The 26,560-nt window shown below is 64.6% G+C and carries 27 protein-coding genes and 1 other RNA gene; 20 read left to right on the top strand and 8 right to left on the bottom strand.

What is annotated here, in order from left to right:
• The first annotated feature begins 75 nt into the window (after positions 1–75).
• The 4 genes from LQ232_RS18495 to LQ232_RS18480 all read left to right on the top strand — a co-directional run bounded on the left by LQ232_RS18495 (position 76) and on the right by LQ232_RS18480 (position 3,654).
• Positions 76–939 (top strand): 23S rRNA (adenine(2030)-N(6))-methyltransferase RlmJ, encoded by an 864-nt coding sequence (locus LQ232_RS18495; RefSeq protein WP_230181867.1) that lies wholly within the window; start codon positions 76–78, stop codon positions 937–939.
• A gap of 27 nt (positions 940–966) precedes the next feature.
• Positions 967–1,911, top strand: coding sequence for a LysR substrate-binding domain-containing protein (locus LQ232_RS18490; protein WP_230181866.1), 945 nt, complete (start codon positions 967–969; stop codon positions 1,909–1,911).
• The gene (gene gluQRS, locus LQ232_RS18485) at positions 1,908–2,804 is read left to right on the top strand and encodes a tRNA glutamyl-Q(34) synthetase GluQRS (protein WP_230181865.1); all 897 of its coding nucleotides are present in this window, start codon (positions 1,908–1,910) and stop codon (positions 2,802–2,804) included. Before LQ232_RS18490 ends, gluQRS begins: the two co-directional genes overlap by 4 nt.
• A 118-nt stretch (positions 2,805–2,922) precedes the next feature.
• Entirely contained in the window at positions 2,923–3,654 is a 732-nt protein-coding gene (locus LQ232_RS18480; protein ID WP_230181864.1) for a LamG-like jellyroll fold domain-containing protein, read from the top strand.
• Positions 3,655–3,717: 63 nt separating this feature from the next.
• On the opposite strand, the gene orn is transcribed toward LQ232_RS18480, so the two are convergent.
• The gene (gene orn, locus LQ232_RS18475; protein WP_230181863.1) at positions 3,718–4,299 is read right to left on the bottom strand and encodes an oligoribonuclease; all 582 of its coding nucleotides are present in this window, start codon (positions 4,297–4,299) and stop codon (positions 3,718–3,720) included.
• A gap of 59 nt (positions 4,300–4,358) precedes the next feature.
• On the opposite strand from orn, the gene LQ232_RS18470 reads away from it, so the two are divergent.
• From LQ232_RS18470 to LQ232_RS18455, 4 genes are all read left to right on the top strand, one after another.
• Positions 4,359–5,621, top strand: a complete 1,263-nt coding sequence (locus tag LQ232_RS18470; protein ID WP_230181862.1) for a M48 family metallopeptidase — start codon at positions 4,359–4,361, stop codon at positions 5,619–5,621.
• 2 nt (positions 5,622–5,623) lie between these two features.
• Complete coding sequence (locus tag LQ232_RS18465; protein ID WP_371820308.1) at positions 5,624–5,977, top strand: 4a-hydroxytetrahydrobiopterin dehydratase; 354 nt, start codon at positions 5,624–5,626, stop codon at positions 5,975–5,977.
• Between the two features lie 62 nt (positions 5,978–6,039).
• Positions 6,040–6,972: a ribosome small subunit-dependent GTPase A gene (gene rsgA, locus LQ232_RS18460; protein WP_371820343.1), complete on the top strand. Its 933-nt coding sequence runs from the start codon at positions 6,040–6,042 to the stop codon at positions 6,970–6,972.
• Between the two features lie 33 nt (positions 6,973–7,005).
• Positions 7,006–7,275 carry a hypothetical protein gene (locus tag LQ232_RS18455; RefSeq protein WP_230181860.1) on the top strand — a complete coding sequence of 90 codons (270 nt, stop codon included), beginning with the start codon at positions 7,006–7,008 and terminating at the stop codon, positions 7,273–7,275.
• Positions 7,276–7,281: 6 nt separating this feature from the next.
• Here the strand turns inward: LQ232_RS18455 and LQ232_RS18450 are convergent, their stop codons facing one another.
• Positions 7,282–7,920: a TetR/AcrR family transcriptional regulator gene (locus LQ232_RS18450; RefSeq protein WP_230181859.1), complete on the bottom strand. Its 639-nt coding sequence runs from the start codon at positions 7,918–7,920 to the stop codon at positions 7,282–7,284.
• A 108-nt stretch (positions 7,921–8,028) separates the two neighbouring features.
• Between LQ232_RS18450 and LQ232_RS18445 the strand changes: the two genes are divergently transcribed.
• Together LQ232_RS18445 and LQ232_RS18440 are read left to right on the top strand one after the other, a co-directional pair.
• Positions 8,029–8,469 carry a hotdog fold domain-containing protein gene (locus LQ232_RS18445; protein ID WP_230181858.1) on the top strand — a complete coding sequence of 147 codons (441 nt, stop codon included), beginning with the start codon at positions 8,029–8,031 and terminating at the stop codon, positions 8,467–8,469.
• A gap of 8 nt (positions 8,470–8,477) precedes the next feature.
• Positions 8,478–8,888 carry a PaaI family thioesterase gene (locus LQ232_RS18440; protein ID WP_230181857.1) on the top strand — a complete coding sequence of 137 codons (411 nt, stop codon included), beginning with the start codon at positions 8,478–8,480 and terminating at the stop codon, positions 8,886–8,888.
• A 27-nt stretch (positions 8,889–8,915) separates the two neighbouring features.
• On the opposite strand, the gene LQ232_RS18435 is transcribed toward LQ232_RS18440, so the two are convergent.
• The 6 genes from LQ232_RS18435 to rpsP form a co-directional block, all read right to left on the bottom strand.
• Positions 8,916–9,911, bottom strand: coding sequence for a CobD/CbiB family protein (locus LQ232_RS18435; protein ID WP_230181856.1), 996 nt, complete (start codon positions 9,909–9,911; stop codon positions 8,916–8,918).
• 54 nt (positions 9,912–9,965) lie between these two features.
• A complete protein-coding gene (locus tag LQ232_RS18430) occupies positions 9,966–10,658 on the bottom strand; it encodes a CoA pyrophosphatase (protein WP_230181855.1) in 693 nt (230 codons plus the stop codon).
• Between the two features lie 68 nt (positions 10,659–10,726).
• Complete coding sequence (rplS, locus tag LQ232_RS18425; RefSeq protein ID WP_230181854.1) at positions 10,727–11,080, bottom strand: 50S ribosomal protein L19; 354 nt, start codon at positions 11,078–11,080, stop codon at positions 10,727–10,729.
• 78 nt (positions 11,081–11,158) lie between these two features.
• Positions 11,159–11,926, bottom strand: coding sequence for a tRNA (guanosine(37)-N1)-methyltransferase TrmD (trmD, locus tag LQ232_RS18420; protein ID WP_230181853.1), 768 nt, complete (start codon positions 11,924–11,926; stop codon positions 11,159–11,161).
• A gap of 16 nt (positions 11,927–11,942) precedes the next feature.
• A complete protein-coding gene (gene rimM, locus LQ232_RS18415; RefSeq protein ID WP_230181852.1) occupies positions 11,943–12,566 on the bottom strand; it encodes a ribosome maturation factor RimM in 624 nt (207 codons plus the stop codon).
• Between the two features lie 11 nt (positions 12,567–12,577).
• Positions 12,578–12,838, bottom strand: coding sequence for a 30S ribosomal protein S16 (rpsP, locus tag LQ232_RS18410; protein WP_230181851.1), 261 nt, complete (start codon positions 12,836–12,838; stop codon positions 12,578–12,580).
• A 228-nt stretch (positions 12,839–13,066) separates the two neighbouring features.
• Here rpsP and LQ232_RS18405 point away from each other — a divergent pair, with 228 nt between their 5' ends.
• The 10 genes from LQ232_RS18405 (at position 13,067) to LQ232_RS18360 (ending at position 26,548) form a co-directional block, all read left to right on the top strand.
• Positions 13,067–13,543 carry a hypothetical protein gene (locus LQ232_RS18405; protein WP_230181850.1) on the top strand — a complete coding sequence of 159 codons (477 nt, stop codon included), beginning with the start codon at positions 13,067–13,069 and terminating at the stop codon, positions 13,541–13,543.
• A gap of 16 nt (positions 13,544–13,559) precedes the next feature.
• A complete protein-coding gene (locus LQ232_RS18400) occupies positions 13,560–14,696 on the top strand; it encodes an SLC13 family permease (RefSeq protein ID WP_230181849.1) in 1,137 nt (378 codons plus the stop codon).
• 70 nt (positions 14,697–14,766) lie between these two features.
• A complete protein-coding gene (locus LQ232_RS18395; protein WP_230181848.1) occupies positions 14,767–15,885 on the top strand; it encodes an AIR synthase-related protein in 1,119 nt (372 codons plus the stop codon).
• Positions 15,886–16,048: 163 nt separating this feature from the next.
• Positions 16,049–16,738: a response regulator transcription factor gene (locus tag LQ232_RS18390; protein ID WP_230181847.1), complete on the top strand. Its 690-nt coding sequence runs from the start codon at positions 16,049–16,051 to the stop codon at positions 16,736–16,738.
• 11 nt (positions 16,739–16,749) lie between these two features.
• On the top strand, positions 16,750–18,522 hold the full coding sequence (locus LQ232_RS18385; RefSeq protein WP_230181846.1) for a hybrid sensor histidine kinase/response regulator: 1,773 nt from the start codon (positions 16,750–16,752) through the stop codon (positions 18,520–18,522).
• A gap of 2 nt (positions 18,523–18,524) precedes the next feature.
• Positions 18,525–22,451, top strand: a complete 3,927-nt coding sequence (locus LQ232_RS18380; RefSeq protein WP_230181845.1) for an alpha/beta fold hydrolase — start codon at positions 18,525–18,527, stop codon at positions 22,449–22,451.
• 102 nt (positions 22,452–22,553) lie between these two features.
• A complete protein-coding gene (locus LQ232_RS18375; protein WP_230181844.1) occupies positions 22,554–24,080 on the top strand; it encodes an alkaline phosphatase D family protein in 1,527 nt (508 codons plus the stop codon).
• A 22-nt stretch (positions 24,081–24,102) separates the two neighbouring features.
• Positions 24,103–24,200: signal recognition particle sRNA small type (gene ffs / locus LQ232_RS18370), an RNA gene on the top strand.
• A 101-nt stretch (positions 24,201–24,301) separates the two neighbouring features.
• A complete protein-coding gene (aroB, locus tag LQ232_RS18365) occupies positions 24,302–25,411 on the top strand; it encodes a 3-dehydroquinate synthase (RefSeq protein WP_230181843.1) in 1,110 nt (369 codons plus the stop codon).
• A 9-nt stretch (positions 25,412–25,420) separates the two neighbouring features.
• A complete protein-coding gene (locus LQ232_RS18360; protein WP_230181842.1) occupies positions 25,421–26,548 on the top strand; it encodes a deoxyguanosinetriphosphate triphosphohydrolase in 1,128 nt (375 codons plus the stop codon).
• Positions 26,549–26,560: the final 12 nt, after the last annotated feature.

The raw sequence follows: 26,560 nt of genomic DNA, 5'->3' as shown, positions 1-26,560 counted from the left end.
TTAATGCAGATTTTTCATCAAGGCGAATCGTCGGATCATGCCGGGAATTTGGCGAAAAGCCGCTACCCTTGGCACATGTTCAGTTATCGACACGGCTTCCACGCGGGCAACCACGCCGATGTGCTCAAGCACATGGTTTTGGTGCAGCTGCTTTCGCACCTGCTGCTCAAAGACAAACCTTTCTGGGTCATCGACACCCACGCCGGTGGCGGGGTCTACGACCTGACCAGCACCTACGCAGCCAAAAGCGGTGAAGCGCTTGATGGCATCGTCAAGGTCTGGAAAGAGCGCAACGCGCCCGACCTGCCCAAGGGCGTGGCCGAACTGCTCGAGCAGATCCGCGCCACCAACACGGGCGACCGCCTGGACTGGTACCCAGGCTCGCCGCAGATCGCCGCGCAAATGCTGCGCGAGGGCGACCACCTGCGCCTGTTCGAACTCCACCCCAGCGAAATCAAGAACCTGCAGAACCACTTCTCGTCCGTCAAGCGCGGCGTGAGCGTGCAGGCGGCCGATGGCTTTGGCGGCCTCAAAGGCTGCGTGCCGCCGCCACCCCGCCGTGGCCTGGTCCACATGGATCCGTCCTACGAGATCAAGGAAGACTACCGCCGCGTGGTGCAGGCCCTGAAAGACAATGTGCCGCGCTTTTCCACGGGCGTGTACGCCATCTGGTACCCCGAGGTGGCCCGGCGCGAATCCAACCAGTTGCCGGCGCAGCTCAAGCGCGCGGCGGCCGAGCTGTCGGTCGATTGGTTGCACGCCACCTTGCGGGTCAAGGGCGCCTCGAAAGACGGCCTGGGCCTGCATGGCAGCGGCATGTTCGTCATCAACCCGCCGCACACCTTGTACGACACCCTGGCCGAGGCGCTGCCCTGGCTGGTGGAAACCATCGGCATCGACGAGCACGCGGCCTATTCGCTGGAAGTGCAGCAGCGCTGAGGCCACCTCCGTCTTCCAGGCTTTCCCATGTCCGAACGCCGCCAAGCCCTCACCCCCGATGCGCTCTTGATGATGGATGCCATCGAGCGCACTGGCAGCTTCGCGGCGGCGGCGCGTGAATTGGGCAAGGTGCCTTCGGCGCTGACGTACAGTGTGCGCCAGCTCGAAGAGTCGCTGGACGTGCTGCTGTTCGACCGGCGCTCGCGCCAGGCCAAGCTCACCGCCGCCGGAGAAGAACTGCTGCACGAAGGGCGGCTCTTGCTTCAACAGATGGACGCCGTCGCCAACCGCGTGCAGCGCGTGGCCTCGGGCTGGGAAACCCAGTTGACGATCGCGATCGACAACGCGGTGGCGCCCAGTGCCATGTTCGACTTGATCGAAGCCTTCTATGCCCTCAACCCGCCCACCCGCCTGAAGCTGCGCAATGAAGTGCTCAACGGCACCTGGGAGGCGCTGGTTTCAGGCCAGGCCGACATGGCCATTGGCGTGCCGGGCGATCGGCCATCGTCGTCCAGCATCCGCATCGAGCCTCTGGGTGAGCTCGAGTTCGTGCTCACCGTGGCCCCGCACCACCCGCTGGCGCAGGTGCCCGAGCCCCTGCCCGCCAGCACCCTGGCCCTGCACCGCATCATTGCCGTGGCCGACACCGCCCGCGATTTGCAGCCCCTCACCGTGGGCATCCAGCCTGGTCAGGATGTGCTGACCTTGCCGTCCATGTCGGGCAAGCTGCAGGCCTTGCTGCGCGGACTGGGCTGCGGCTTCTTGCCCGAACCCATCGTGCGGCCTCACATCGAAGCAGGCCGCTTGATCCTCAAAGCCGTCGACCAGCCGAGGCGACTGAACCCCGCCTACTACGCGTGGCGGCAGCAGTCGACCCGGCCCGGCCACGCGTTGGACTGGTGGCTCCAGCAACTCAGCCGGCCCGCCACGCGCACCGCGTTGCTGTCACTGCACGGAGACATGCTGCTGTGACCGCCGCTGCGCCGAGCCCCTGCATCGGACGCTTCGCACCATCGCCGACAGGCGCCTTGCACGCCGGCTCGCTGGTGGCGGCGCTGGCCAGTTGGCTCGATGCCCGCGCCCATGGTGGCCGCTGGCTGGTGCGCATTGAAGACGTTGACACGCCGCGCTGTGTGCCTGGCGCTGACCAACTTATCCCGCAGCAACTGGCCGCCTTGGGCCTGGTGCCCGACGAGCCGCCTCTCTACCAAAGCCAGCGCGGCCACCTGTACCAGGCCGCCCTGGACACCCTGGTGGCCCGCGATCTGGCCTACCCTTGCGCCTGCACCCGCGCTGACATCGCACAGGCCAATGCGGCATTGGGCCTGGCCAAAACTCGGCATGGCGAGCTGGTCTACCCCGGGACCTGCCGGCCTGAAAACGGCGGGCTGCGCGGACGTGCACCGCGCGCCTGGCGCCTGAAAGTGCCCCAAGGCCCGGCAGCGCTGTGGACATGGCACGACCGCCGGCTGGGGCCTCAGACTCAGGCGCTGGACGCCACCGTGGGCGATTTCGTGATCCGCCGTGCCGATGGCTTGTGGGCCTACCAACTGGCGGTGGTGGTGGACGACGCGGACCAGGGCATCACCCACATCGTTCGGGGCGAGGACCTGGCCGACAACACGCCACGCCAGCAGTGGCTGCAGCAGTGCCTGGACTTGCCCACCCCCACTTACCTGCACACCCCGCTGGTCCTGGATCCGCATGGTGAAAAGTTGTCCAAACAACATGGCGCCAAGGCACTCCAACCAGAACATGCTTTGACCGATATTCAAAGGGCCGGCGCAGTGCTGGGCCTGTGTGTGTCCGAAACCACCCTGGAGAAATGGCTTGAAAGCGCCCAAAAGGCCTGGCCCTGGTGCTGAAGTGGCCTGATCCCCCTCAGCCGAGGGGTCAGATTTTTACCATTGGCGGCCTGGCACTGCAACAATCCGTATCAGTTCAGAAGTCAATGGTGTTCAAAACACCACCCAGGAGTAGTTCATGTTGTACCGCATCGCCGCCGCCAGCCTGCTGGCCCTTGCCGCCGTCACCTCGGCCCAAGCCGCCCCCACCGCCGATTACTCGGTGCTGTTCACCACCCCGTTCAATGCAGCCGCCAACCCTGGCCTGACCTTCACCGACGCCGATGTGCAAGCCGACGGCCTGCACACTTACTACGGCAGTTGGGGCGCCTCGTCTGTCAGTCTGGCCGATGTGCTGGCTTCGGGCAGCGAATACACGCTCAACCTGAGCTTCGCCAGCGTGGCGCGCACCGACTACACCCGCAAGCTGTTGGACTTTGCCGGCCTGACCAGCGATGCTGGCGTCTACATCAACGATGGCGCCCTGGCGTTCTCCAACTCTGCCCACGCGAACGTGCTGGGCACCGCCGCCGTGTTGAGCCCCGGCCAGGCTTTCAACCTGACCCTGACCCGCTCGGCCTTGTCGGGCAGCTTCACCGCCTACATCAACGGCGTTGAGCAGTTCAGCTTCCTGGACACCGCTGGCGAAACCGTTTTCAGCTCGGCCTTGAAGTCCATCTATGTGCTGACCGACGACAACGACGGCTACGAAATCACCCCCGGCGTGCTCAAGGGCATCAGCGTCTACAACACCGCCTTGAGCGCCACCGACGTGGCCTCGATCAGCGCCGTGCCCGAGCCCGAGTCCTACGCGCTGGCCCTGGCTGGCCTGCTGACCGTTGGCAGCCTGATGAAACGCCGTCGCGGCTGATCAAACCGCCGGCTTTCACGCCTCTGAACTACCCCGCCAAACGCCCCTTCACTGGGGCGTTTTTCATTTCACCAGGAAATGCTCGCGGTAATACGCCAGCTCGTCAATCGACTCGTGGATGTCGGCCAGGGCGGTGTGTTTTTGCGCTTTCTTGAAGCCTTCGGCCAGGCCAGGTTTCCAGCGTTTGGCCAGCTCCTTGAGCGTGCTCACGTCCAGGTTGCGGTAGTGGAAAAACGCCTCCAGCTTGGGCATGTAATTGGCCAGGAAGCGCCGGTCCTGGCAGATCGAATTGCCGCACATCGGTGACTTGTTGGCCGGCACGTATTGCTTCAGGAAAGCGATCACCGCCTGCACGGCCTGGTCCTCGTCCACCGTGGAGGCCTTGACCCGGTCGATCAGGCCGCTGCGCCCATGGGTGCCCTTGTTCCAGGCGTCCATGCCATTGAGCATCTCGTCAGACTGATGCACCGCGAACACGGGGCCCTCGATGCGCACCGTCAGGTTCGGGTCGGTCACCACCACGGCAATCTCAATGATGCGGTCGGTGTCCGGCTTGAGCCCGGTCATCTCCAGGTCGATCCAGATCAGGTTCTGATCGCTGGAAGCGAGGGTCGGGGCGGCGGAGGTAGGCGTCGTATCGATCATGAGGGGCAAACAATGGGTGGTCGAGTGCAGATTGTCGGGCAACTCGTACACTTGCAGCCATGCAATCAAGCACCCTCTCTCTGGTTTTTGCCGCTTTCCTGGTGGCTTCCGTGATCACCAAATTGTGGCTGGCCAACCGCCAGGTGCGGCACGTGGTCAAGCACCGTGGCCAGGTGCCCGCCGGTTTTGACATGGCCGTGGGCCTGTACAACCACCAGCGCGCCGCCGACTACACGATCGACAAGCTGCGTTTCGACCTGGTCAGCACTGCCATTGGCACCGCGCTACTCGTGGGCTGGACGCTGCTGGGCGGGCTGGACGCCCTCAACATCGCCTTGCGCGATGCCCTGGCCACCAGCCATGGCCCCTTGGCCTACCAACTGGCGCTTCTGCTCAGCTTCGGCCTGATCAGCAGCCTGGTCGACCTGCCCCTGGCCGCCTGGAGCACCTTCCGCATCGAGCAGCGCCATGGCTTCAACCGCATGACCTTCCGCATGTGGATGGGTGACCAGCTCAAGGAAGGGCTGCTGGGCCTGGCCCTGGGTGCCCCCATCGCGGCCCTGATCCTGTGGCTGATGGGCGCTGCAGGGCCGCAGTGGTGGTTGTGGGCGTGGGGCGCCTGGGTGGGCTTCAGCTTGCTGCTGATGATCGTCTTTCCCATCTTCATCGCCCCGCTGTTCAACAAGTTCTCGCCGCTGGAAGACGACACCCTGAAAGGCAAAGTTGAATCGCTGATGGCGCGCTGCGGCTTCGCGGCCAAGGGCCTGTTCGTGATGGACGGCAGCCGCCGATCGGCTCACGCCAATGCCTACTTCACCGGCCTGGGGTCGTCCAAGCGCGTGGTTTTTTACGACACCTTGCTCAGCCGCCTCAACCATGGTGAGATCGAAGCCGTGCTGGCCCACGAGCTGGGCCATTTCAAGCACAAGCACGTGTTCAAACGCATGATTGGCATGTTCGCCATGAGCCTGTTGGGCTTTGCCTTGCTGGGCTGGCTGTCGCGCCAGGTGTTCTTCTACCAGGGCCTGGGCGTCACGCCCAACATGGCGGCACCCAACGATGCGCTGGCCCTGCTCTTGTTCATGCTGGCTGTGCCGGTGGTGATGTTCTTCGTGGCCCCGGTGTTCGCCCACTTCTCGCGCCGCGATGAGTTCCAGGCCGACGCCTATGCCTGCGCGCATGCGCAGGCCAGCGACCTGCGCCAGGCCCTGATCAAGCTCTACAAAGACAACTCGTCCACTCTGACGCCCGACCCGCTCTACGTGCGCTTTTACTACTCGCACCCGCCGGCCTCCGAGCGCATGGCGGCCATGGGCCTGTGACGATGAGCGCGCCCAAGCCATCCGCTTTGCCATTGGCCCAGCAGCGCTGCGAACACCGCACGGGCGCCTGCTTGTCCGAGCGGGGCGGCCAGATGATGCTGACCCAGGTACCCGACTGGGCCATCGACCACTCTGTGCCAGGTGGCGTGCTGCACCGCACCTTCTCCTTCAAGGATTTTCACGCCACCATGGCCTTCGTGAACGCGGTAGCCTGGATCGCGCACGATCAAGATCACCACCCTGACCTGGCCGTGAGCTACAACCGTTGCACCCTTCGCTGGTCCACCCACTCGGTGGCCGGCTTGTCCCTGAATGATTTCATCTGCGCCGCCCGCGTTGATGCACTGAGCCTGTAGCGCCCATGCGATCCCATCAACGCATTTCCACCCGTTCCCCGGCCACCAACAAACGCCACGATATCCCCGAAGGCACCGAGCTTGAAACCGGCCTGGTCGTGTCCACACATGGCCGCCATTGCTTTGTCGAAACACCCGATGGCCGCCGCCTGATTTGCCACCCACGTGGCAAGAAAAGCGAAGTCGTGGTGGGTGACCGCGTCAACTGGCACCTCACGCAAGACGGCGCCAACGAAGGCGTCATCGTCAACATCGAAGAGCGCCGCAACCTGCTCTACCGCCAGGACGAATGGCGCAGCAAGTCCTTCGCCGCCAACCTTGATCTGCTGCTGATGTGGATCGCGGTCGAGCCCGTGTTCAGTGAAGCGCAACTCACCCGTGCGTTGATTGCCGCCGAGGTGGCGGGCATCACGCCCTGCATCGTGCTGAACAAGACCGACCTGCCCGGCACCGACGCGGCCCGTGAACGCCTGCTGCCTTACCGCGCCATGGGCTACGAGGTGATCGAGCTGTCGCTCAAGCACCAGGGCGAAGCCGCCAAGGAGATCATCCTGCCCATGCTGCGCGGCAAGGCCACGCTGGTGCTGGGCCCCTCCGGCGCGGGCAAGAGCACCCTCATCAACACACTGGCACCGCACGCGCGCGCCGAGGTGGGCGAAATCTCGCAAGCCCTCAACTCGGGCAAGCACACCACCACGCACTCCACCTGGTATTGGGTGGAGGGTGAAGCCACCAGCGACGCCGACAAACGTGCCGCGGTGATCGATTCACCGGGCTTCCAGGAGTTCGGCCTGCACCACGTCACGCCCGTTCAATTGGCCCACCTGATGCCTGACATCGCCAAGCACGCCGCCGATTGCCGTTTCGCCAATTGCACGCACCGGCAAGAGCCGGGCTGCGGCGTTCAGGCCGCCGTGCAGCAAGGCCAGATCAGCGCCATGCGCATCAGCCTGTACACCGCCTTGTTCGACGAACTCAGCCAGACCCGCTGGTGACTTGATCCCACCAGCCGCATTGCCCCCTCTGCCATGCCTTCAGACCAACTCAACCCCCTGCCCGCCACGCTGGATGCCTTCCGGCAAGGCGCCTTGCCCCTGAACGCGCTGGTGCAGCAATGGCGCGCCGCCGCCGAAGGGCACGAGCCCGCCCTGCCGCAGCGCTACCGAGACGTGCTGGAACGCATCCTGACCCAGCTTGAATCCAGCGCGCTGTTCTCGGAAGAAAGCTGCTCGTTCAGCCAGACGGACATCGTCAACGCGCTGAACGACTGGTGGGTCAAGGCCCGCGCCTTGGGCTGATCCTGCTCAGGCCGCGGGGCGGGCCACCGAACACCAGGCCGCCTCGGCCAGCATCTCGCGGTACTGTTGCGGCGAGGTCTTGACCCGCCCTGACAACCAGGCCCGACAGTAATTCTCGGCCTGGCCCACGATCAAGGACGGCAGCAGTTCAGGCGGCCACTCGCGCAGGCCAGCTTGGCGCTCGGGCTGGGCAAACCAGGCCATCAATGCCTTGCCACGCAGGCGATTGCGCTGGCGCAGCTCCTGTCCATGCGGGCCCTTGGCCACGCTGGCGCGCGCCTGGAACATGAAACGCGCCAACTCTGGCTGCGCCGTCACCCAATCCACATAGCCATGGACCAAGGCCGCCACGCCCTCGCGCAGGGTTTGAGCTTGCGCAAAGCCTTCGTCTGACAGGGCCGCTTGCGCCTCCAGGGCACAGAAGAACAAGGCCGCCACCAGCCCCTCCTTGCTGCCGAAATGGTGGTACAGGTTGCCCACGCTGGCATCGCAACGCTCCTTGAGCATGTCGATGGTGGTGGGCTCGATGCCGTGCTCATTGAAGCAGGCCAACGCACCCAGGAGGATGCGGCGCTTCAACTGGGCACGGGCACCGGGATAAGCGCGCTCCAGCACGCTCAAGGCGGGGTTCACAAGGGCAGGCATCAGCGGGCTCGCGGGGCTTTCATCAAAAGTGCATTTGACACCGAATAATATTCCAGAATATTATTCTGCAAATAACTTGCATCACAGCTTTTTTACCTGGAGACCACCATGAGCCAACTTCTCAACCTTTACAAAAGCGCTGGCGCCGATCAGTTCACCGCCGCCGTCTGCCAGTTCGCGCCTTACTTCAGCACCATCTCCCCGCAGTTCACCGATCTGCAGCCCAACCGCGCCGAGGCCACGGTGCCCTTTCGCCGCGAGATCACCAACCACCTGGGCACCGTGCATGCGATCGCCCTGTGCAACGCGGCCGAACTGGTGGCCGGCACCATGACCGACGCCTCCATCCCCGCTGGCGCCCGCTGGATTCCCAAAGGCATGACGGTGCAGTACCTGGCCAAGGCCAAGACCGACGTGCGTGCCGTGGCCGATGGCAGCCAGGTGGCCTGGACGCAGCCTGGTGACCACGAAGTCCCGGTCGACATCTTCGACACGCAGGGCACCAAGGTGTTCCACGCCCGCATCACCATGAACATCAAGATCGACTGAGGCCGGCCATGATTGACATGCTTGCCATGGGTCGCCAGGTGCTGGCCATGCAGGGTTTCAGCCGCTTGCTGGGCACGGAGCTGATTGGCTACGGCCCCGAGGGGGTAGAGATGCGCCTGCCCCTGCGCGATGATCTGGGCCAGCAAAACGGCTTCGCGCATGGCGGCGTGATCAGCTATCTGGCCGACAACGCGCTGACGTTTGCCGGAGGTTCCAGCCTGGGGCCTGCGGTGCTGACCGCCGAGTACAAGATCAACTACCTGCGCCCGGGGGTGGGCACCGCCCTGGTGGCGCGGGCCACCGTGATCTATGCCGGAAAAACCTCGGCCACCTGCCGCTGCGATGTTTTCAGCGTGCTGGACGATGGCACCGAAAAACTGTGCGCCACCGCGCAAGGCACGATCGCCAAGGTGGGCTGAAGACCAAGACCCGGCTCAACGCCCTGGTTAGCCAATCAGGTTGGCCAGGGACAGCAAAGCCAGCAACAGCATCCACAGCACCACCGAGCGCCAGATCAGGGCCACGACGCTGCGCAAATGGGCCATCTGGGGTGGCGCCCCGGACGTGCTGCCCGCGGAGGACGTCGCATCGGGGTCATCGCCACTGCTGAGCGTGCGGCTCACGTCCAAGGTGGCCGACGCAGCGGGTGGCGCCTTGCCGCCCAGGCGCACGCCCACGGCGCCAGAGGCCGCTGCCAGGATCGTGCCTTCATTGCTGCTGATCCACAACCGGGCATGACGCCGCCAGGCCTCGACCGCCTCTTCGAAGTTGCCAACCACCGCAAAGCCGAAAGCCGTCAGGCGGGCGGGCACATGGTCCAGCCAGGCAAACAACTTTTGCGACAGGTTCATCAGCCCATCATGGGTAGGCGCCCCTGTGACATGGCTCTTGTAGGCCCAGTAACGGCTGGTGAACTCGGCCATGCGGTACAGCACGGCCCCCATCGGCCCCAGGCCGAGCGTGGACAAGGCCACGAACCAGAAAAACACGCCGAACACATGGCGGTGCGCCGCCAGCAGCGAATGCTCGATCACATGGCGCAGCAACTCGGCACGGGGCAACTCGCTGGCATCCACGTGGCGCCATTCGGCCAGCAACTCGCGCGCGCGGTCCTCCCGGCCATTGTCCAGCGCATCACGGATGGCCGTGAAATGGTGGCTGAACTGGCGAAAACCCAAGGTCGTGTACAGCACAGCCACATCCCACACCAGCGCCAGCACCGTGCTGTAGCGGTTGAGCAGCACATACACCAGGCCCAGCGCCAGGGCCGGGCCCAGCACCGTGATCGCCCAGACCACCTTGGAGTGCGAAGGCGCGCCCGCGTCAAAATTGCGCCCAGTCCAGAGCACCCAGCGCGTCAGGCTGTGGTGAATGGGATTGCGGGTCGGCAAGGGCTTGAGCTGTTCGATCAACAAGGCGAACAGCACGGCGAAGAAACTCATGCGTCGATCATAGCGGTGCGCCCGTGCACCAATGCAAAAAAGCCAGGCACGGCATCACGCAGCCAGGAATCGGTACAGATTTCGCAACATCGCGGCGGTGGCGCCCCAGATGAAATACGGTTCTTCGGCCAGGGTCGAGGACCAGGGCATGGCCAGGAACTCAACCGGCGCGCCGGCCACGATGAGCATGCGGCGTTGGTGGTGTGCAGGGTTCATCAAAAAGGCCAGCGGCACTTCGAAGATGTCGTCCACCTCGCCAGGCTGGCGCTCCAGCTTGAGCAGTTCGTCGTCCAGATCCCAGGGTTGCAGCAGGCCCACCACGGGCGTCACCACAAAGCCCGAATTGGTGGTGTAGGTGGGCAGGCTGCCCAGCACCTCCACCCGCTCAGGGTGCAGGCCGACTTCTTCGTGGGCTTCGCGCAAGGCGGTGTTCACCGGCGTGATGTCGGCAGGCTCATGGCGGCCACCCGGAAAGCTGATCTGGCCGCCATGAGCCTTCAGGTGCAGAGACCGCTGGGTCAGCAGCACGGTGGGCTCGGGGCGCATCACCAAAGGGATCAACACCGCCGCAGGCCGAGGGCTGGTGGCATTGAACCAGCGCTCGATCTCGACATCAGGCGTCCACTCGGGCGGGTGCTTGAAACGCTGACGCAAGGCATGCGCAGTCAAGCTCGCGGCGCCCACGGCCGGCAGATGCTGGTCGTATCCGAGCACTTCGGTGGCTTGAGGGTCGAACGGCAGGGCCATGACGGGTGGGTTCAAAAGCAAAAAACCGCCTGGGCGTGAGCAACAGGCGGTTGATGGAGTTGCTGCGATTAAGCGAGCTTTTCCTTGATCCGAGCCGACTTGCCGCTGCGTTGACGCAGGTAGTACAGCTTGGCACGGCGGACATCGCCGCGGCGTTTGACTTCGATCGTGGCGATCAGGGGGCTGTACAGCTGGAACGTGCGTTCCACGCCTTCGCCGCTGGAGATCTTGCGCACGATGAAGCTGCTGTTCAGGCCACGGTTGCGCTTGGCAATCACGACGCCTTCGTAAGCTTGCACACGCTTGCGGGTGCCTTCAACGACGTTCACGTTTACCACCACGGTGTCGCCAGGGGCGAACACGGGGATGGTCTTGTTCAGGCGAGCAATTTCTTCTTGCTCAAGCTGCTGGATCAGATCCATGGATAACTCCTAAGTGATCGTGTCTGCGCACTTAACGCCATTGTGGCGGGCCAGATAGAGGATCGGAAAAGACCGCGATTATAGCAGTAAAGTTTTAAGAAAGCGCTCGTCTTCTTTGCTGAGGGCGCCGGACTGGCGGGCAATCTCGATCAATTCTGGCCTTCGGCGGGCCGTGATCGTCAATTGTTGCTCACGCCGCCATTTGGCGATGTGAGCGTGGTGACCCGACATCAGCAAGGGCGGCACGGCCATTTCAACGCCATCCACTGTCAGAACCTCGGGTCGGCTGTAGTGCGGACAATCCAGCAAACCGTCCGAAAAACTGTCTTGCTGGTGCGAAGCGGCATCGTTCAGCACGCCAGGCTGCAAACGCGCCACGGCGTCGATCAAGGTCAGGGCGGGCAATTCGCCCCCCGACAGCACGTAGTCGCCCAGGCTGATTTCTTCGTCCACATGGGCATCGATGAAACGCTGATCGATGCCTTCGTAGCGGCCGCACAGCAGCACGGCACCAGGGCTTTGCGCCAGCGACTGCACGCGCGCCTGGGTCAGGGGCTTGCCAGCGGGACTGAACAAAATCACGGGCAATGGCGCCGGCAGGCCTTGCAAGGCCTGGTCTGCCTGGATGGCGCCCAAAGCCTTGGTCAGGGGCTCCACCAGCATGACCATGCCGGGGCCGCCGCCATAGGCCCGGTCATCAACACGCCGGTAGGTGTCTTCCGCGAAATCGCGCAGCGGCCACAGGCGCACATCGACCGACTTGTTTTCAAACGCACGGCGTGTCACGCCCACCGACTGAAAGGGCGCGAACAATTCGGGAAACAGGGTGATGACGTCAAAGCGCACGAGCGTGCCGCCTTGTTCAGTAGTCGAGGCCCCAATCGGCCACGATGCGCTTGTCAGCCAGGCTGACGCTGTCGATGTAGGCCGACACGAATGGGATCAGGCGCTCGGTGTTGGCCTCGTCGACGCAACGCAGCACGCTGTGCGCGCCGGTGTCGATGAGGTCGGCCACGGTGCCCAGGACTTCGTCCTGGCGGTTCACCACGGTCAACCCCATGAGGTCGATCCAGTAGAACTCGTCGGAATCAGGCGTAGGGAAGGCAGAGCGCGAAACAAATACGCGGGCCCCGCGCAATGCCTCGGCGCCATTGCGGTCCGTGATGCCATCGGCCGTGGCGACGATGGTGTCGCCTTGCTCGCGGGCGTTCTTGATCTTCAGGGTGCGGGGTGCGCTCAGGCGGGCCACAGCCGGGGCGGCAGACTTCGCAACAGGGCGCACTGCAGCGCCCGGCTGAACTTCAGCAGGGCGCAAAAACCAGCGCTTGGTGCAGAACAGGGCCTGGGGGTCACCCGAAAAAGGCTGGACTTTGAATCCGCCCTGGATGCCCCAGGCCTCGCCGATGCGCGCGACTTCCACCGCATCCTCAGGCCAGGCGATGTCATCGTCCAGCCCCAAAGAGGGCGCAGCCACGCGATCGTTCATGCCATCAAGACTCAAGCAGCCGCAACGGCCTTGGTCTTGGCTTCGCGGAACAGGCGTTCCACGGTGGGCGACACTTGTGCGCCGTGGCTCACCCAGTGTTCCACGCGGTCAAAAGCAACGCGCAGCGACTCGGCTTGACCAGAAGCCACGGGGTTGTAGAAACCCACGCGCTCCAGGAAGCGGCCGTCACGGCGGTTGCGCTTTTCAGCGGCAACGATGTTGAAAAAGGGGCGCTTCTTGGAGCCACCGCGAGCAAGTCGAATCACGACCATGATGTGTCCTTCAAATGAATTGGGCGGCTGCCTTTCCCGGGAGACACTCGGGGTCCGGCGACCTGTCGGCCGGCTTGGGGCTTTTTGCCTTGGGCCGACACCTGATCGTTCCAGCACATTTAGATACGCGCCCTGCCTGGCAGCAAACCGCCGGGCAAAACACATGCTGGAAAACCGCGCATTATAGTCCGAGCAATTCGTTTTGTGCGCATTCAATGGCGCCGCCCCATGAGCAACACCACCGCCAACGCCCAAAATTACAAGTCCAAGACCCTGGCCACCTGGCTCGCGCTGATCGGCGGGCCGTTGGGATTGCACCGGTTTTACCTCTACGGCTTTGGCGATTTGTGGGGCTGGTTGCACCCAATTCCGACCTTGTTGGGTGTGCTGGGCATCCAGCGCGTTGAAGAACTGGGGCAGGACGACAAATTGGCCTGGCTGCTCATCCCGGTTCTGGGCTTCATGGTGGCCTACACCATGCTGCAAGCCATCGCCTACGGGCTGATGGCCGATGAGAAATGGCACGCACGCTTCAATCCAGCCCTGCGCGCCGACCCCAACGCTCCTGCCAGCGGCTGGGCCGCCGTGATCGGTGTGGTGCTGGCCCTGCTGCTGGGCGCCACCGTGCTGATGGCCACCATCGCGTTCTCGGGCCAGCGTTATTTTGAGTACCAGGTCGACGAGGCCCTGAAGATCAGCCAATGATCCGCACCTTGTTGCCATGACGCGTTTGAGTTTGCACCACCGCCTGGGCAAGATGCTGCTCAGTCTGCGGGAAGACACGTTCTTGATGATTCTCCTCGCCGGGCTAGTCGTGCTCAGCGCGCTCGCGCCCGGCCGCATCGCCACTTATCCATCGCTGGTGGACTGGCCGACGATCGCGGCACTCACCGGCCTCCTGTTGCTCACCAAAGGCCTGGAGGTCAGCGGCACACTGCACCGTCTCGGCCACGCGCTCATCCGCAGGATCTTGACCGAGCGCCAGGCTGCGCTGTGCCTGGTGACGGCCGCCGCGCTGCTGTCCACCTTGCTGACGAATGATGTCGCACTGTTCATCGTGGTGCCCCTGACGATCGGCATGTGCCGCCTCACGAAAATGCCATCGACCAAGCTGGTCGTGTTCGAAGCACTGGCCGTCAACGCTGGCTCAGCCTTGACACCGATCGGGAACCCGCAGAACCTGTTCTTGTGGCAACTCTCGAAAGTCTCGTTCGGCGAGTTCGTGTGGCACATGCTGCCGCTGGTCACCCTGATGATGGCGGCGTTGCTTGTGCTGACCGCGTGTGCGTTTGGCAGCGAGCGAATTCAGGTTCGCGACGACGCTACCGCGGCGCCACTCGACCACACGCTGCTCGGCATGTCGCTGACGCTGTACGTCCCGTTCCTGATCGCGACCGATATGCACCACGCCGGTGCAGCAGTCGCCGCCGTGCTGGCCGTGTTCCTGATGTTGCGCCCGCGGGTGCTGGCGCAACTCGATTGGCGCCTGTTGCTGGTCTTCGTCCTGATGTTCATTGACCTGCGCCTGATCGCTGGCCTGGCAGTGGTGCGCGATGCGATGCAAAGCCTCGGCCTCGATCAGCCAGTGCACCTGTATTTCACCGGAATCGTCACCTCCCAGGTCGTGAGCAACGTGCCAGCGGCCATTGCGCTGGCGGAGTACGCCAACAACTGGCGCGTGATCGCGTACGGCGTGAGTGTTGGAGGCTTCGGGTTCATGGTTGGCTCGCTCGCCAACCTGATAGCGCTGCGTCTTTCAGGCGACCGCAGGGCTTGGCTGAGCTTTCACATGTACGCCATCCCTGCACTGTTGGTGGCTGCCGCGATGGGCTACGCGCTGCTGTTCAGCATGAAGTAACTGGGCGACTTCCTGCCGCAACTCAGGCAAGTGCCGGATAATCGCGCTTTTGCCCTTCCCTCGCTGCGCCATGACTGCTGAAAACCCGTCCACCCCCCTCACCTACGACCAGGCCGGCGTCAACTACGACCTGATCGACCCCTTGAAGGTGGCCGCACAACGGGCCGCCGCCCAGACGGGTGCGCACCTGGCCAGCCATGGTTTCAGCGAAGTGGGCGCCTCGCGCGGCGAATCGGCCTACGTGGTCGATGTGGGCCCGATGTACCTGGCCAGCATCGTCGAATGCCTGGGCACCAAGACGCTGGTGGCCGACGACATGGCCAAGCTGACTGGCAAAAGCTATTACGACGGCATCGCGCAGGACACCATCGCCATGGCGGTGAACGACCTGATCACGGTGGGCGCCACGCCCCTGGTGGTGCAGGCCTACTGGGCCGCTGGCGGCTCCGACTGGTTTGGCGACAAGGTGCGCGCCAATGCCCTGGTGGCCGGCTGGAAGAAAGCGTGCGACGTCTGCAATGTGGCCTGGGGCGGTGGCGAAACCCCCGCGCTGGCCGGCATCGTGGCCGATGGCCGGGTCGACCTGGCCGCGTCCTGCACCGGCATCATCAGCCCCAAGACCCGCCTGTCGGTGGGTGACAAGATGGGCCCGGGCGATGCAATCGTGCTGCTGGCCTCCAGCGGTATCCACGCCAACGGCCTGTCGCTGGCGCGCAAGCTGGCCGAACGCCTGCCTCAGGGTTACCTGACCGACATCGGCAACGGTGAAAGCTATGGCGAGGCCCTGCTGGCCCCCACGGTGCTGTACTCGCCCGTGACCGAGGCCCTGGCCGCCGCCGGCATCAACCCGCACTACTGCGCCAACGTCACCGGCCATGGCTGGCGCAAGCTTTTGCGCCACCCCAAGCAACTCACCTACCGCATCACGCAGGTGCCTACCGTCACGCCCGTGCTGGCCTTCATGCAGCGCGAATGCCAACTGGACGACCAGGAGGCTTACGGCACCCTGAACATGGGCGCCGGCTTTGCGCTGTACGTGGCGGCGGGCGATGCGCAACGCGTGGTGGACATCTCTAAGAGCCTGGGCATTGACGCCATCATCGCTGGCCGGGTCGAAGAAGGGCCCAAGCAAGTGGTGATCGAACCTTTGAACGTGGTTTACGGGGCGGACGAGCTGCAATTGCGTTGATCACACCTCTGGCTAAACTGAGGTTTAGGCCCCGGTTTTGAGCGATGGACCTCGTTACCATTTGTTCAACGGATTGTTCAAAACGCTGTCCGTTCACGACAAAAAAGGCATTTGCTCAGGGAACGTCATGGATCTCCGCTAGCCGGTTGGAGAAGTTGCAGCCGTGCGTGTATTGATCATTGACGACCATCCTCTCTTCCGAGAGGGTTTGCAGAGTCTGCTGCTCTCGCTGGATGCCCACAACCACGTGGTCCAGGCAGCGAGGGTGGCAGATGCTTGCAAACATCCCACCGATGGATTCGACCTCATCTTGCTGGACCTGAACCTGCCGGGCCAGAGCAGGCTGGACGCCTTGCGCGAAGTCCGCCAATGGTTCGAATCAGCCTCGGTGGTCATCATCTCCGCCGACGACGAACTGGACACCATCCACGCCTGCATCCAGGCGGGGGCCTCCGGCTTCATCCCCAAAGACACCGATTCGGACGTGACCATCGAGGCACTGCGCATCGTGCTGGCGCAAGGCATCTACCTGCCGCCCAAAGCCGTGACCTCGCCGCCCCCCAGTCGCGACACAAGCTCGGAGCCGGGCGCCACCAAGCCCCTCCCCACGGTTACCTTCAGTGACCGGCAACTGGCTGTGCTGCGCAGCCTGCTGCAAGGCAAGTCCAACAAGGTCATCGCCCGCGACATCGGCATCGCCGAAGGCACAGTCAAGGCCCACCTGTGGGCCGTCTACCAAACGCTGGGCGTGAGCAGCCGTGCTCAGGCCATGTACAAGGCCCATGAGTTGGGCCTCTTGCGGCAATTGGACACCTTGCAACGCCCCGCCCCCCGCAAAAAGCGCGAGTGGTGATGAACGCGGGCGTGCCAGTCCCCAGCAACGCGCCGTTGAGCCCACCGCACTCGGCGGTGCACGAGGTGCTCAGCCTGGTGGCCCGCCAAGTGGGTTTGATACCGTGGCCCGTGTTCCTGGTCGCGGCCCTGATCGCGTCCATTGCCATGCGCAGCTACCCAGGCTGGCTGGTGATCGGTTGGCTGCTGATGGTCGGGGGCGTGCTGACCCTGCGCTGGCGGCTGTTGACGTTTCCCACCGACGACGCCGACGATGAAGCCTTGGCCCCTGCGCTGCGCAAAGCCATCGTTCTGAGTGGCGTCAATGGCGTCACGCATGCAATGTGCGTGTTCTTCTTTCCACTCATGACCGAGTTGGAAAGGTCGGTACTGACCATGCTGCTGGCAGGCTTGTCCAGTGGCGCGGTGGGCAGCACGTCCGGGCACCCTGCGATCTACTCGGCCTATGCCGTGCCGGTCATGGGCGGGCTGGCGTTGGCGTGGCTCGTGGTGCCCTCGAACGCACAACAGGGCTGGCTCGGCACCTCAATGTCGGTGCTGATCGTGATGTACCTGCTGGTCCTGATGTCACTGGCACGCGGCAACTACCAATCCCTGCAACGGGCCGTGGGCCTGCGCCAGAAGGCCTTCCAGCTCAACCGAGAATTGCGCCAAGCCCTGGATGCGGCCGAGCATGCCAACATCGCCAAGACGCGCTTCCTGGCCTCGGCCAGCCATGACTTGCGCCAACCCCTGCACACCCTGACGCTGTTCAGTGCCGCCCTGAACACGGAGAACCTGTCGGATCGAGCCCAGGACATCGTGGGCCACATGAACACCGCCATCCGCGCGCTGGGCGAACAACTGTCAGGCTTGCTCGACCTGTCGAAGCTGGACGCCGGCATCATCCAGACCCAGGCCTGCGCCATGCACCTGGCGCCCTTGCTCAGGCAACTTCACCACGAGTTCACGCCCCTGGCCCACAGCAAGGGCCTGCGCCTGGTGCTGACCTGCCCCGAATCGCTGGGCGTTCACTCTGACGGCGTGCACCTCAGCCGGGTGGTGCGCAATCTGCTGGACAACGCCATCAAGTACTGCGATGCCGGCACGGTCTGGCTGGGCGCCGAGGCCCTGCCCGGGCAGGATGGGCTGCCCGACCGGGTGCTCATCAAGGTGCGCGACACCGGCCGAGGCATTCCATCCGAACACCACCGCCAGGTGTTCGAAGAATTCTTCCAGTTGGACAACCCCGAGCGCGACCGCACCAAAGGCCTGGGCCTGGGCCTGTCGATCGTGCAAAGGCTGTCTCAACTGCTGGACATCCGGATCTCGCTGGAATCGGAAATAGGCGTGGGCACCCAGGTGACCTTGAACATGGGCGCAGCCACATCGATGTTGCCGCAAACACCAGCGCATGACGAGCCGGAAGCGTCCATGCCCATGTGCCACATGCTGGTCATTGACGACGAAACGGAAGTCAGGGCCGCCATGAAAGCCTTGCTGACCTCGCGGGGTTGCCGCGTCACCCTGGCCGCCAGCACGGACGAGGCCATCCGCCTGGCCGCCGACGACCCGCCGGACATCGCTCTGGTGGACTTCCGGCTGCGTGCTGAAGAAAACGGCATCAAGGCCATCCGCAAGCTCAGGCAATTGCAGCCCAGCCTGCCCGCCTTGCTGGTGAGTGGTGACACCGCACCCGACCGCTTGAGGGAAGCCCAGGAAGAAGGCTTGCTTTTGCTGCACAAACCCGTGTCTGCGGACACCTTGCTTCAGGCCATCCGACTGGCGCTTGAGGAGGAAGACTGACCATGTCCACAGACACTGCCGAACATTTGCTTTCCATGGGATTGGAATCACTGATGGCCAGGCAGGAGGGCACCAAGCATGAACGGACCAAATCCTCGGCGGAACGATTTGATTGCGATGTGCTGATCGCTGGCAGTGGCTATGGCGCTGCCGTGACCGCCGATGCCCTGGCAGGCGCGCTCGACGGCCACACTGGTCAAGCCTGCCGGGTGTGGGTGCTGGAGCGTGGCCAGCCCTACGCGCAAGGCAGTTTTCCAGCTCGGCTGGCCGAACTGCCTGGCCACGTTCGATTCACCACACCCGACAGCACCACGGCCCAAGGAGTGCGTACCGGCCTGTTCGACGTGCGCGTAGGCCCAGATGTGTGCGCCGTGGTGGCCAACGGCCTGGGTGGCGGCTCGCTGATCAATGCCGGGGTGATGGTCATGCCTGAGCCCCAGGTGTTCGAGCAGGCTGCCTGGCCGCATGCCTTGCGCCAAGACACCGCCTTGCTGCGTGAATTGGCGCAAGGCTTGTCCACACGGCTGGGCGCGCAAGCCTGCCCCACTGACCAGCCCAGGCTGGCCAAGCACGCCGCGCTCGAAGAACTGGCCAATGCATTGCCCGGGCATGGTGGCACGTTCAAATCGGTGCCCATCACCGTGGACTGGTCAAACTGCCAACGCTGCGGTGATTGCGCCACCGGCTGCAACCACAACGCCAAACGATCGCTGGACAAGACCCTGCTGGCCTCGGCGCGTCGGCGGGGCGCGACCTTGGTCACTGGCGCCAGCGTGCAGCGCCTGGAGGCACTGTCGAGTGGTGGGTGGCGGGTCTGGGTCGAACACACCAACCCCTTGTTCGCGGCCCAAACCGACCAGGCGTTCACCATTCGGGCCAGGCGGGTGGTGCTGGCCGCAGGCACGTTCGGCTCCACTGAAATCCTCATGCGCTCACGGGCCCATGGCCTGCCAACCTCAGGCCGCCTGGGCGAGCACTTTTCAAGCAATGGCGATGTGCTTGCCGCCGTGTACGGGCAGGCTTCGCCGGTCAATGCCGTGGCCGACGAGCACCAAGCCCCCGGCGAACGCGAGGTGGGACCCACCATCACCGCGATGGTCGATCTGCGCCAGGCCACCCATGCAGAGCAACCCACGGCGCCGGGTCTGGGCCACGTGGTTCAGGAGCTGGCCATCCCGGGACCGCTCAAGCGGCTGTTCGCAGAGCTGTTCACCACCGCCAAGGCCCTGCACGACCTCGACCGTTTCGACCTGACCCGCCACCAGCCGGATGACAACGACCCCCTGGTCTTGCTGGATCAGCAACTCAGGCACACCCAGGTGCTCGCCATCATGGGCCACGACAGTGCCAACGGCCACCTGCGCCTGCCCGACCTCATCGACTGGGATGATCCGAGCCGTGGCGAAGGGCTGCTCACCGTGTCCTGGCCCGAGCTGCAGGAAGACCAGCGGCCCGACCAGCAACTGGCGGCACTGCGCCAATGGTGCGAGGCCTCTGACCGGCCCGGCCAGGTGCTCCCCATGCCATTGTGGCAACCCCTGCCCGCCGCCATGCGCGCGTTGACCGGAGATCAAAAAGGCCCAGCCGTGAGCACTCATCCGCTGGGCGGCTGCGCCATGGGGGACTCGGGCACCCATGGCGTGGTCAACCATCTTGGCCAGGTCTTTCAGGGGCAAGGCACCGAAGTGCACCCGGACCTCGTCGTGCTGGACGGCTCGATCATCCCCACCTCCCTGGGCATCAACCCCGCCTTGACCATCGCCACCGTCGCACAACGGGCCATCGATCGACTGCGCGTTCTCTGGCAAGTCACCGAAGCAGACCCCACGCCACCACCCCCCGTGACCGCGCCGCGTGTCTACCGTCAGCCATCGACCCTTTACGCCAGCGCCGCGCGCCAACGAACCCCCACGACCATTGAAGTCACCGAGCAACTGCACGGTTGGGTGAACCCCGAGGACTGGACACACGACCCCTGGCCCGAAGGCCACCGCCTGGCCTTGAGGCTCACCTTGCGCTTTGAGCCGGTGGAGGCCCTGTCCCTGCTCAAGCCGCACCCCGACGCCCGCACCCTGTGCCTGGACCCGCAGCACAGCCGTCTGGAATTTGCCCTGGTCAGGGGCCAGGAGTCGCGCGTGGCATCGGCGTTTGAATGGGGCAAGGTGGTGTTGACGGCCCCCCTGTCGGGCCAGTTGCGCTTCATGCACCGCGAGGCCTCGGCGGCCTGGCAACGCACGGCGCGCGCGGGTTGGGCCTGGCTCATCAACCGCGGCCTGCGGGACACCGTGCTTCACTTGCTGGGCCGGGATTCGACTTCTTCATCATCCGTCCAGTTGAGCAAAGTCGACCGGCTCCGTGGGCTGCTGCAACTGGCCACCCGAGCCGGCGAGGTGCGCCGCTTTGACTACAGCTTGCGCACACTCGAAGCCACAGCGCAAAGCCAGGACCCATGGGTTCTGCAGCTCCAGCAAGCCTGGCAAGGCCAAGATCTGGCCGGCCACAAACGCCTGACCTATTCGCGGCGCGGCAACCCCTGGGCACAGTTGATGAGCATGCGCCTGACCCGGTACCCGGGGCGCCCCGCCTGGTCCAACGCCGACATCCCCATGCAGGTGAACCTGTCGTACTTCGCAGAGCAAGGCGTGCCCTTGCTGCGATTGCTGCGCTTTGACACCATGCCCGATGCCCTGGCTGACCTGGGCAGCCTGGCGGCCTGGGTCTCGCGCGTGCTGCTGCACACCCATGTGTGGACTTTCCGCAAGCCCGACACGCCACCATCGCGCCCGGTCCACCGGCTGCCAGGCCCCATCCCCGACCTGCCAGCACCTGAAATCATCGAACTGGACATGGGCCCACCTGCGGTGCGCATCCGGCTCACGCGTTACGCCAGGCACCAAGGCCGCCCGGTGCTGATGATCCATGGCTACAGCGCCAGCGGCACCACCTTTGCCCACCCGGCCGTTCGCCCCAACCTGGCCGAAACCCTGTGGAAGCAAGGGCATGACGTGTGGATCCTGGACATGCGCACCAGCCCCGGCATGCCCACGTCGAGCCAGCCCTGGACCTTCGAGGACGTGGCCTACAACGACATCCCCGAAGCCGTGGACCACATCACACGCGTCACCGGCCACACCCAGGTCGACATCGTGGCCCACTGCATGGGCTCGGCGATGCTGTGGATGGCCTTGCTCGGTGACCTGCCCGCGCACGCCACGCCCACCGATGCGCGGCCCGCCTTGCGGGCCGCGCTCAAGGGCCGCATCCGCCGCCTGGTCATCTCGCAGGTCGCTCCCAAGGTGGCTTTCAGCCCCGCCAACGTCATGCGGGCCTACCTGGCCCGCTACCTGCGCCAGTTCATGCCCTTGGGGCGCTTCGAATTCCGCCCCGAGCACCCCACCCTGGCCGACACCTTGCTGGACCGCCTGCTGGCCTCGCAGGCCTACCCTGACGCGGAATACAGCATGGAGAACCCGTTCTGGCCGCCCTGGCGTCAAGCCAGCTGGATCGGCACGCGGCACCGCATGGACGCGCTGTATGGCCGGGACTTCAATGCCCTGAACCTGTCGGCTGGCATGCTGGACGCCATTGACGACCACTTCGGCCCCATGAACCTGGCCTCGGTCAGCCAGGCTATCCACTTCGCCCGCTGGCGTTGCCTGACCGACCAGCAGGGCAGCCCCGTCTACGTGACGCCCGCCCGCATGGCCGCCGCGTTCACTTTTCCCTGCCTGTACGTGCATGGCGAGGAAAACGGCCTGTCCGACATCACTGGCATGCACCTGTTCCGGGATTTTGTGGCCAGCCTGGGGCCCGAATTTGCCGAACGGCTGGTCTGCGCACCCATCCCCGGCTACGGACACCAGGACTGTCTGATCGGAAAGCGGGCGCATCACGACGTTTTTCCACACATCACACGATTCTTGCAATGAGCAAGCTCACCAAGTTGTTGTCGTTGTGATGTTGGTATGCAAAAAGATGCCCCTCGGGGTTCAGGGAGGCTTGGCTGCACATCGCCGGGCCATGGTCCATTCATGGTGCTGCACCAGGGTGCGGACGCTGTCGTGCGTGTGGGCATGGGGGCGTCACCGGGCGAATGCAGCCCCACTTTTGCGGTGCTGGTGGCCCCAGCGCAGCCCGGTTCGGACCGTTGGCACACCCATGCCTGGCGCTGGCCAAGCGACCATGCCACCGTGCATTTTTTCGACATCCCCGACGGCTGGCTGCAAGCCCATGACCGCTGTGCCGCGCTGCTGCTGACCGATTCATCCAGCACACCGGACTGCGTGCCCGGGCTGGATCACCCCAGCATCGCCGAAGAGATTCACCGCCACCTGGAAAACGGGCGCTTTCAAGTCCTGGCACAACTGAACCTGCTGGCGGCCCGCCACACGCGCTGGCCGGACTGTGGCCCTGATCCCGAGGAGCACGGCATCCACATCGCGGTGGCCAGTTGCCAATACGCCAGCGGCATGATCGATGGCCAACCACGTGGCGGCCAGTGGGTGCCCGGGCCTGCCGACCTGTCCTACCACCGCCTGGGCCAATGGCAAAAGCACAGCCCTCTGGACGCCATCCTGCTGGTCGGCGACCAGGTCTACAGCGACGCCACAGCGGGCCTGTTCGACCCCACCGCGGTGGATGACCGCTACCACGGTCCCTACCGGCACTGGTTGTCCCGCTCGGTGGTGCGCCAGGCGCTGGCGGGCCCCATGGTGCACACCCTCCCGGACGACCACGAGTTCCATGACAACTGGTCACCCATCGGGGCCCTGCATGCCCGGTTCGGCGACAACAACCATGCCCGGCAAAACGGACTGGCCGCCTACTTTGCCCATTTGAGGGGCCACACCGCCGACCGGGCCGCGCCGCCAGTCTGGTACCACTTCCAGCAAGGCCCCATCGCCTGCTTCATGATGGACACGCGCACCGAACGCGAACGCCGGCAGGCGCGCACCCTGGGCCAGGCCCGCATCATGTCCAGCGCCCAAAGGCAGGCCCTGGAGGACTGGCTGGCGACCCACGCCAGCACCTGGGCACCCAAGGTGATGGCGGGCCCTTCCATGGTCCTGCCCCGCAGGCACACCAGCCTGGCCGACGAGGCCGGCGCCCTCCAATCCGACGCCTGGGACGGCTACCCTGCCGCCCTGCACGGCCTGCTGGCCCGGCTGTGGCATCACCAGGCCAGGCACGTGGTATTCGTGTCGGGCGACGAACACCTGGGCTGCGTGTGCCAGATCACCATCAGTTGCCCTGAGGCGCCCGAGCGGGACGTCACCGCCTGGTCCGTGCATTGCCCGGCCCTGTATGCGCCTTTCCCCTTCGCCAACTCGCGGCGCGAAGACTTCGTGCCGCGCGAGTCGTTCCCCCTGTGCACGCCGCTGGCAGGCACCAACCTGGTTTGCCACGTCGACACCTGGTATCCACGCGCTGGCGATGGTTTTGCCGTGCTGGGCTTCCAATGCCAGCAGGGACGCTGGCAAGCACAAGTGAGCTTTGTCCAGGATGACCTGACGTCAGGGCTGCCCCACTCGCCAGAGGTCTGCCGCACCCTGTTCTGAGACCTCGTTTACAATGGTCAGTGACGGGCCTCCCCGCATGGGGGCGCGGCCAACCGGGTCAGATTGGGAACGAAGCAGCCCTAACCGTTTGCCTCCAGTGCCGGGGTAAGGCTCGTCACCCTATTCTTTTGATTGATGCCCCCTGCGTCGCGGCCATAACCGCTGGGAACTCCACCCACTCTTGCGCGGGCTTGGGGCCCTTGTTGGGACCCCAAGCGCTCATGGCATCGACCTCTTCCAGCTCGCCTTCCACCACCACCGTCGCCATCGACCTGGGTGACCGCAGCTACGACATCCTGATCGGCGAAGGCCTGCTCGGCCAGCCCGGCACCTACGCTGGCTTGCCCAAATCGGCCACGGCCCTGATCGTCACCAACACCACCGTGGGGCCGCTGTACACGGCCAAGCTGACGCAAGCCCTGCAGGCCCACCACAAGCGCGTGCTGTCGGTCGAGCTGCCCGATGGCGAAGAGTTCAAGGACTGGCCCTCGCTGAACCAGGTCTTCACCACACTGCTGGAGTCGGCTTGTGACCGCAAGACGGTGCTGTACGCCCTGGGCGGCGGTGTGGTCGGTGACATGACGGGTTTTGCGGCCGCCTGCTACATGCGCGGCGTGCCCTTCGTGCAGGTGCCCACCACCCTGCTGGCCCAGGTTGACTCCAGCGTGGGCGGAAAAACCGCCATCAACCACCCGGTGGGCAAGAACATGATCGGGGCGTTTTACCAGCCCCAGCGCGTGATCTGCGACATCGACACGCTCGACACACTGGCGCAAAGCGAGTTGCTGGCCGGCCTGGCCGAGGTCATCAAGTACGGCCCCATCGCCGACGCCGAATTCTTGAGCTGGCTGGAAGCCAACCTCGACGCCCTGCTGGCCCGTGACCGCACGGCCTTGCGCCACGCCATCCGCCGCTCATGCGAGATCAAGGCCTGGGTGGTGGGCCAGGACGAAAAAGAAGCCGGCCTGCGCGCCATCCTCAACTTTGGCCACACCTTTGGCCACGCCATTGAAGCCGGCCTGGGCTATGGCGAATGGCTGCACGGTGAAGCCGTGGGCTGCGGCATGGTGATGGCAGCCGATTTGTCGGCGCGCCTGGGCTTGATCGACCAAGCCACCTCATTGCGCATCAAGGCCCTGATCGAACGCGCGGGCTTGCCCATCGTCGGCCCCGCTCTGGGGGCCGAGCGCTACCTGGAGCTGATGAGCGTGGACAAGAAGGCCGAAGACGGCGAGATCCGTTTCGTGGTGATCGACCAGCTGGGCAAGGCCAGCATGCGGCCTGCCCCCGATGCCATCGTGCGCGAAGTCATCGCGGCGCACACCGCCTGACGCTGCGCCATGTGGCTCGCCCCTTACGCCAGTGACCCGGCCCACACCAGGGGCCGTCTGCACGCCGAGCCACCTGCGCCCACGCGCAACGACTTCCAGCGCGACCGAGACCGCATCGTGCACAGCACGGCGTTTCGCCGCCTGGTCTACAAAACGCAGGTATTCCTGAACCACGAAGGCGACCTGTTCCGCACGCGGCTGACGCATTCGCTGGAAGTGGCGCAACTGGGCCGTTCCATCGCGCGGGCATTAGGCCTGAACGAAGACCTGGTCGAGGCCATCGCCCTGGCGCATGACTTGGGCCATACCCCCTTTGGCCACGCCGGCCAGGACACGCTCAACGAGTGCATGAGCACCTATGGCGGCTTTGAGCACAACCTGCAGTCCCTGCGCGTGATCGATGAACTGGAAGAGCGCTACCCCGCCTTCAACGGACTGAACCTGAGCTTTGAAACCCGCGAAGGCGTGCTCAAGCATTGCTCACGGCGCAATGCCGAACTGATGGAAGCGCGCGAGCCCCATGGCGTGGGACACCGGTTTCTGCAAGGCACGCAGCCCAGCCTGGAAGCCCAGCTGTGCAACCTGGCCGACGAGATCGCCTACAACGCCCATGACATCGACGATGGGGTGCGCTCAGGCCTGATCACCATGGAGCAACTGGAAGACGTGCCCCTGTTCACGCGCTTTCGGGACGAGACCTTGTCGGAATTCCCGGACGTCAAGGGACGGCGCTTGTTGTTTGACACCATCCGCCGCATGTTGTCGCAGCAGGTGTACGACGTGATCGATGCCACGCGCGATGCCATCACCGAGCACGCACCCAGTTCTGCCGATGCGGCGCGGCTTTGCCCGTCACTGGTGCGTTTCAGCCACCCGATGCGGGAGGCCAGCACGCAGCTCAAGCGCTTCTTGTTCAAGGAGTTATACCGACATCCGCAGGTCAACGACACCACCGTCCGGGCCAAACAAGTGATCGCGGAGTTGTTCGCGGCTTATGTCGACAAGCCCGGTGACATGCCACCGGAGCATGCGCAGCGCGAAGACAAGCACCGCGCAGTGGCCGACTACATCGCAGGCATGACCGACCGCTTCGCCATCCGCGAGCACGAACGGCTCACGGGACAGCGGCTGTTCTGAGCAAGCGCCAGG

This window comes from Aquabacterium sp. CECT 9606 (assembly GCF_918741295.1).
Classification (GTDB): domain Bacteria; phylum Pseudomonadota; class Gammaproteobacteria; order Burkholderiales; family Burkholderiaceae_C; genus Aquabacterium.
The sequence above is the reverse complement of the archived record's forward strand: the minus strand, read 5'-3'. Positions and strand labels throughout refer to the sequence as shown.

What these genes read in the sequence shown, in the direction of transcription:
- LQ232_RS18450 (WP_230181859.1), bottom strand. Translation starts at nt 7,920, where the DNA reads ATGCCTGCCCTTGTGAACCCCGCCTTGAGCGTGCTGGAGCGCGCTTAT.
- LQ232_RS18360 (WP_230181842.1), top strand. Translation starts at nt 25,421, where the DNA reads ATGTGGCTCGCCCCTTACGCCAGTGACCCGGCCCACACCAGGGGCCGT.
- LQ232_RS18400 (WP_230181849.1), top strand. Translation starts at nt 13,560, where the DNA reads ATGACGCGTTTGAGTTTGCACCACCGCCTGGGCAAGATGCTGCTCAGT.
- LQ232_RS18375 (WP_230181844.1), top strand. Translation starts at nt 22,554, where the DNA reads ATGGTGCTGCACCAGGGTGCGGACGCTGTCGTGCGTGTGGGCATGGGG.
- LQ232_RS18445 (WP_230181858.1), top strand. Translation starts at nt 8,029, where the DNA reads ATGAGCCAACTTCTCAACCTTTACAAAAGCGCTGGCGCCGATCAGTTC.
- LQ232_RS18440 (WP_230181857.1), top strand. Translation starts at nt 8,478, where the DNA reads ATGATTGACATGCTTGCCATGGGTCGCCAGGTGCTGGCCATGCAGGGT.
- rpsP (WP_230181851.1), bottom strand. Translation starts at nt 12,838, where the DNA reads ATGGTCGTGATTCGACTTGCTCGCGGTGGCTCCAAGAAGCGCCCCTTT.
- orn (WP_230181863.1), bottom strand. Translation starts at nt 4,299, where the DNA reads ATGATCGATACGACGCCTACCTCCGCCGCCCCGACCCTCGCTTCCAGC.
- LQ232_RS18455 (WP_230181860.1), top strand. Translation starts at nt 7,006, where the DNA reads ATGCCTTCAGACCAACTCAACCCCCTGCCCGCCACGCTGGATGCCTTC.
- LQ232_RS18435 (WP_230181856.1), bottom strand. Translation starts at nt 9,911, where the DNA reads ATGAGTTTCTTCGCCGTGCTGTTCGCCTTGTTGATCGAACAGCTCAAG.
- LQ232_RS18495 (WP_230181867.1), top strand. Translation starts at nt 76, where the DNA reads ATGTTCAGTTATCGACACGGCTTCCACGCGGGCAACCACGCCGATGTG.
- LQ232_RS18470 (WP_230181862.1), top strand. Translation starts at nt 4,359, where the DNA reads ATGCAATCAAGCACCCTCTCTCTGGTTTTTGCCGCTTTCCTGGTGGCT.
- aroB (WP_230181843.1), top strand. Translation starts at nt 24,302, where the DNA reads ATGGCATCGACCTCTTCCAGCTCGCCTTCCACCACCACCGTCGCCATC.
- LQ232_RS18430 (WP_230181855.1), bottom strand. Translation starts at nt 10,658, where the DNA reads ATGGCCCTGCCGTTCGACCCTCAAGCCACCGAAGTGCTCGGATACGAC.
- LQ232_RS18490 (WP_230181866.1), top strand. Translation starts at nt 967, where the DNA reads ATGTCCGAACGCCGCCAAGCCCTCACCCCCGATGCGCTCTTGATGATG.
- rimM (WP_230181852.1), bottom strand. Translation starts at nt 12,566, where the DNA reads ATGAACGATCGCGTGGCTGCGCCCTCTTTGGGGCTGGACGATGACATC.
- LQ232_RS18395 (WP_230181848.1), top strand. Translation starts at nt 14,767, where the DNA reads ATGACTGCTGAAAACCCGTCCACCCCCCTCACCTACGACCAGGCCGGC.
- LQ232_RS18405 (WP_230181850.1), top strand. Translation starts at nt 13,067, where the DNA reads ATGAGCAACACCACCGCCAACGCCCAAAATTACAAGTCCAAGACCCTG.
- LQ232_RS18380 (WP_230181845.1), top strand. Translation starts at nt 18,525, where the DNA reads ATGTCCACAGACACTGCCGAACATTTGCTTTCCATGGGATTGGAATCA.
- rplS (WP_230181854.1), bottom strand. Translation starts at nt 11,080, where the DNA reads ATGGATCTGATCCAGCAGCTTGAGCAAGAAGAAATTGCTCGCCTGAAC.
- LQ232_RS18480 (WP_230181864.1), top strand. Translation starts at nt 2,923, where the DNA reads ATGTTGTACCGCATCGCCGCCGCCAGCCTGCTGGCCCTTGCCGCCGTC.
- LQ232_RS18465 (WP_371820308.1), top strand. Translation starts at nt 5,624, where the DNA reads ATGAGCGCGCCCAAGCCATCCGCTTTGCCATTGGCCCAGCAGCGCTGC.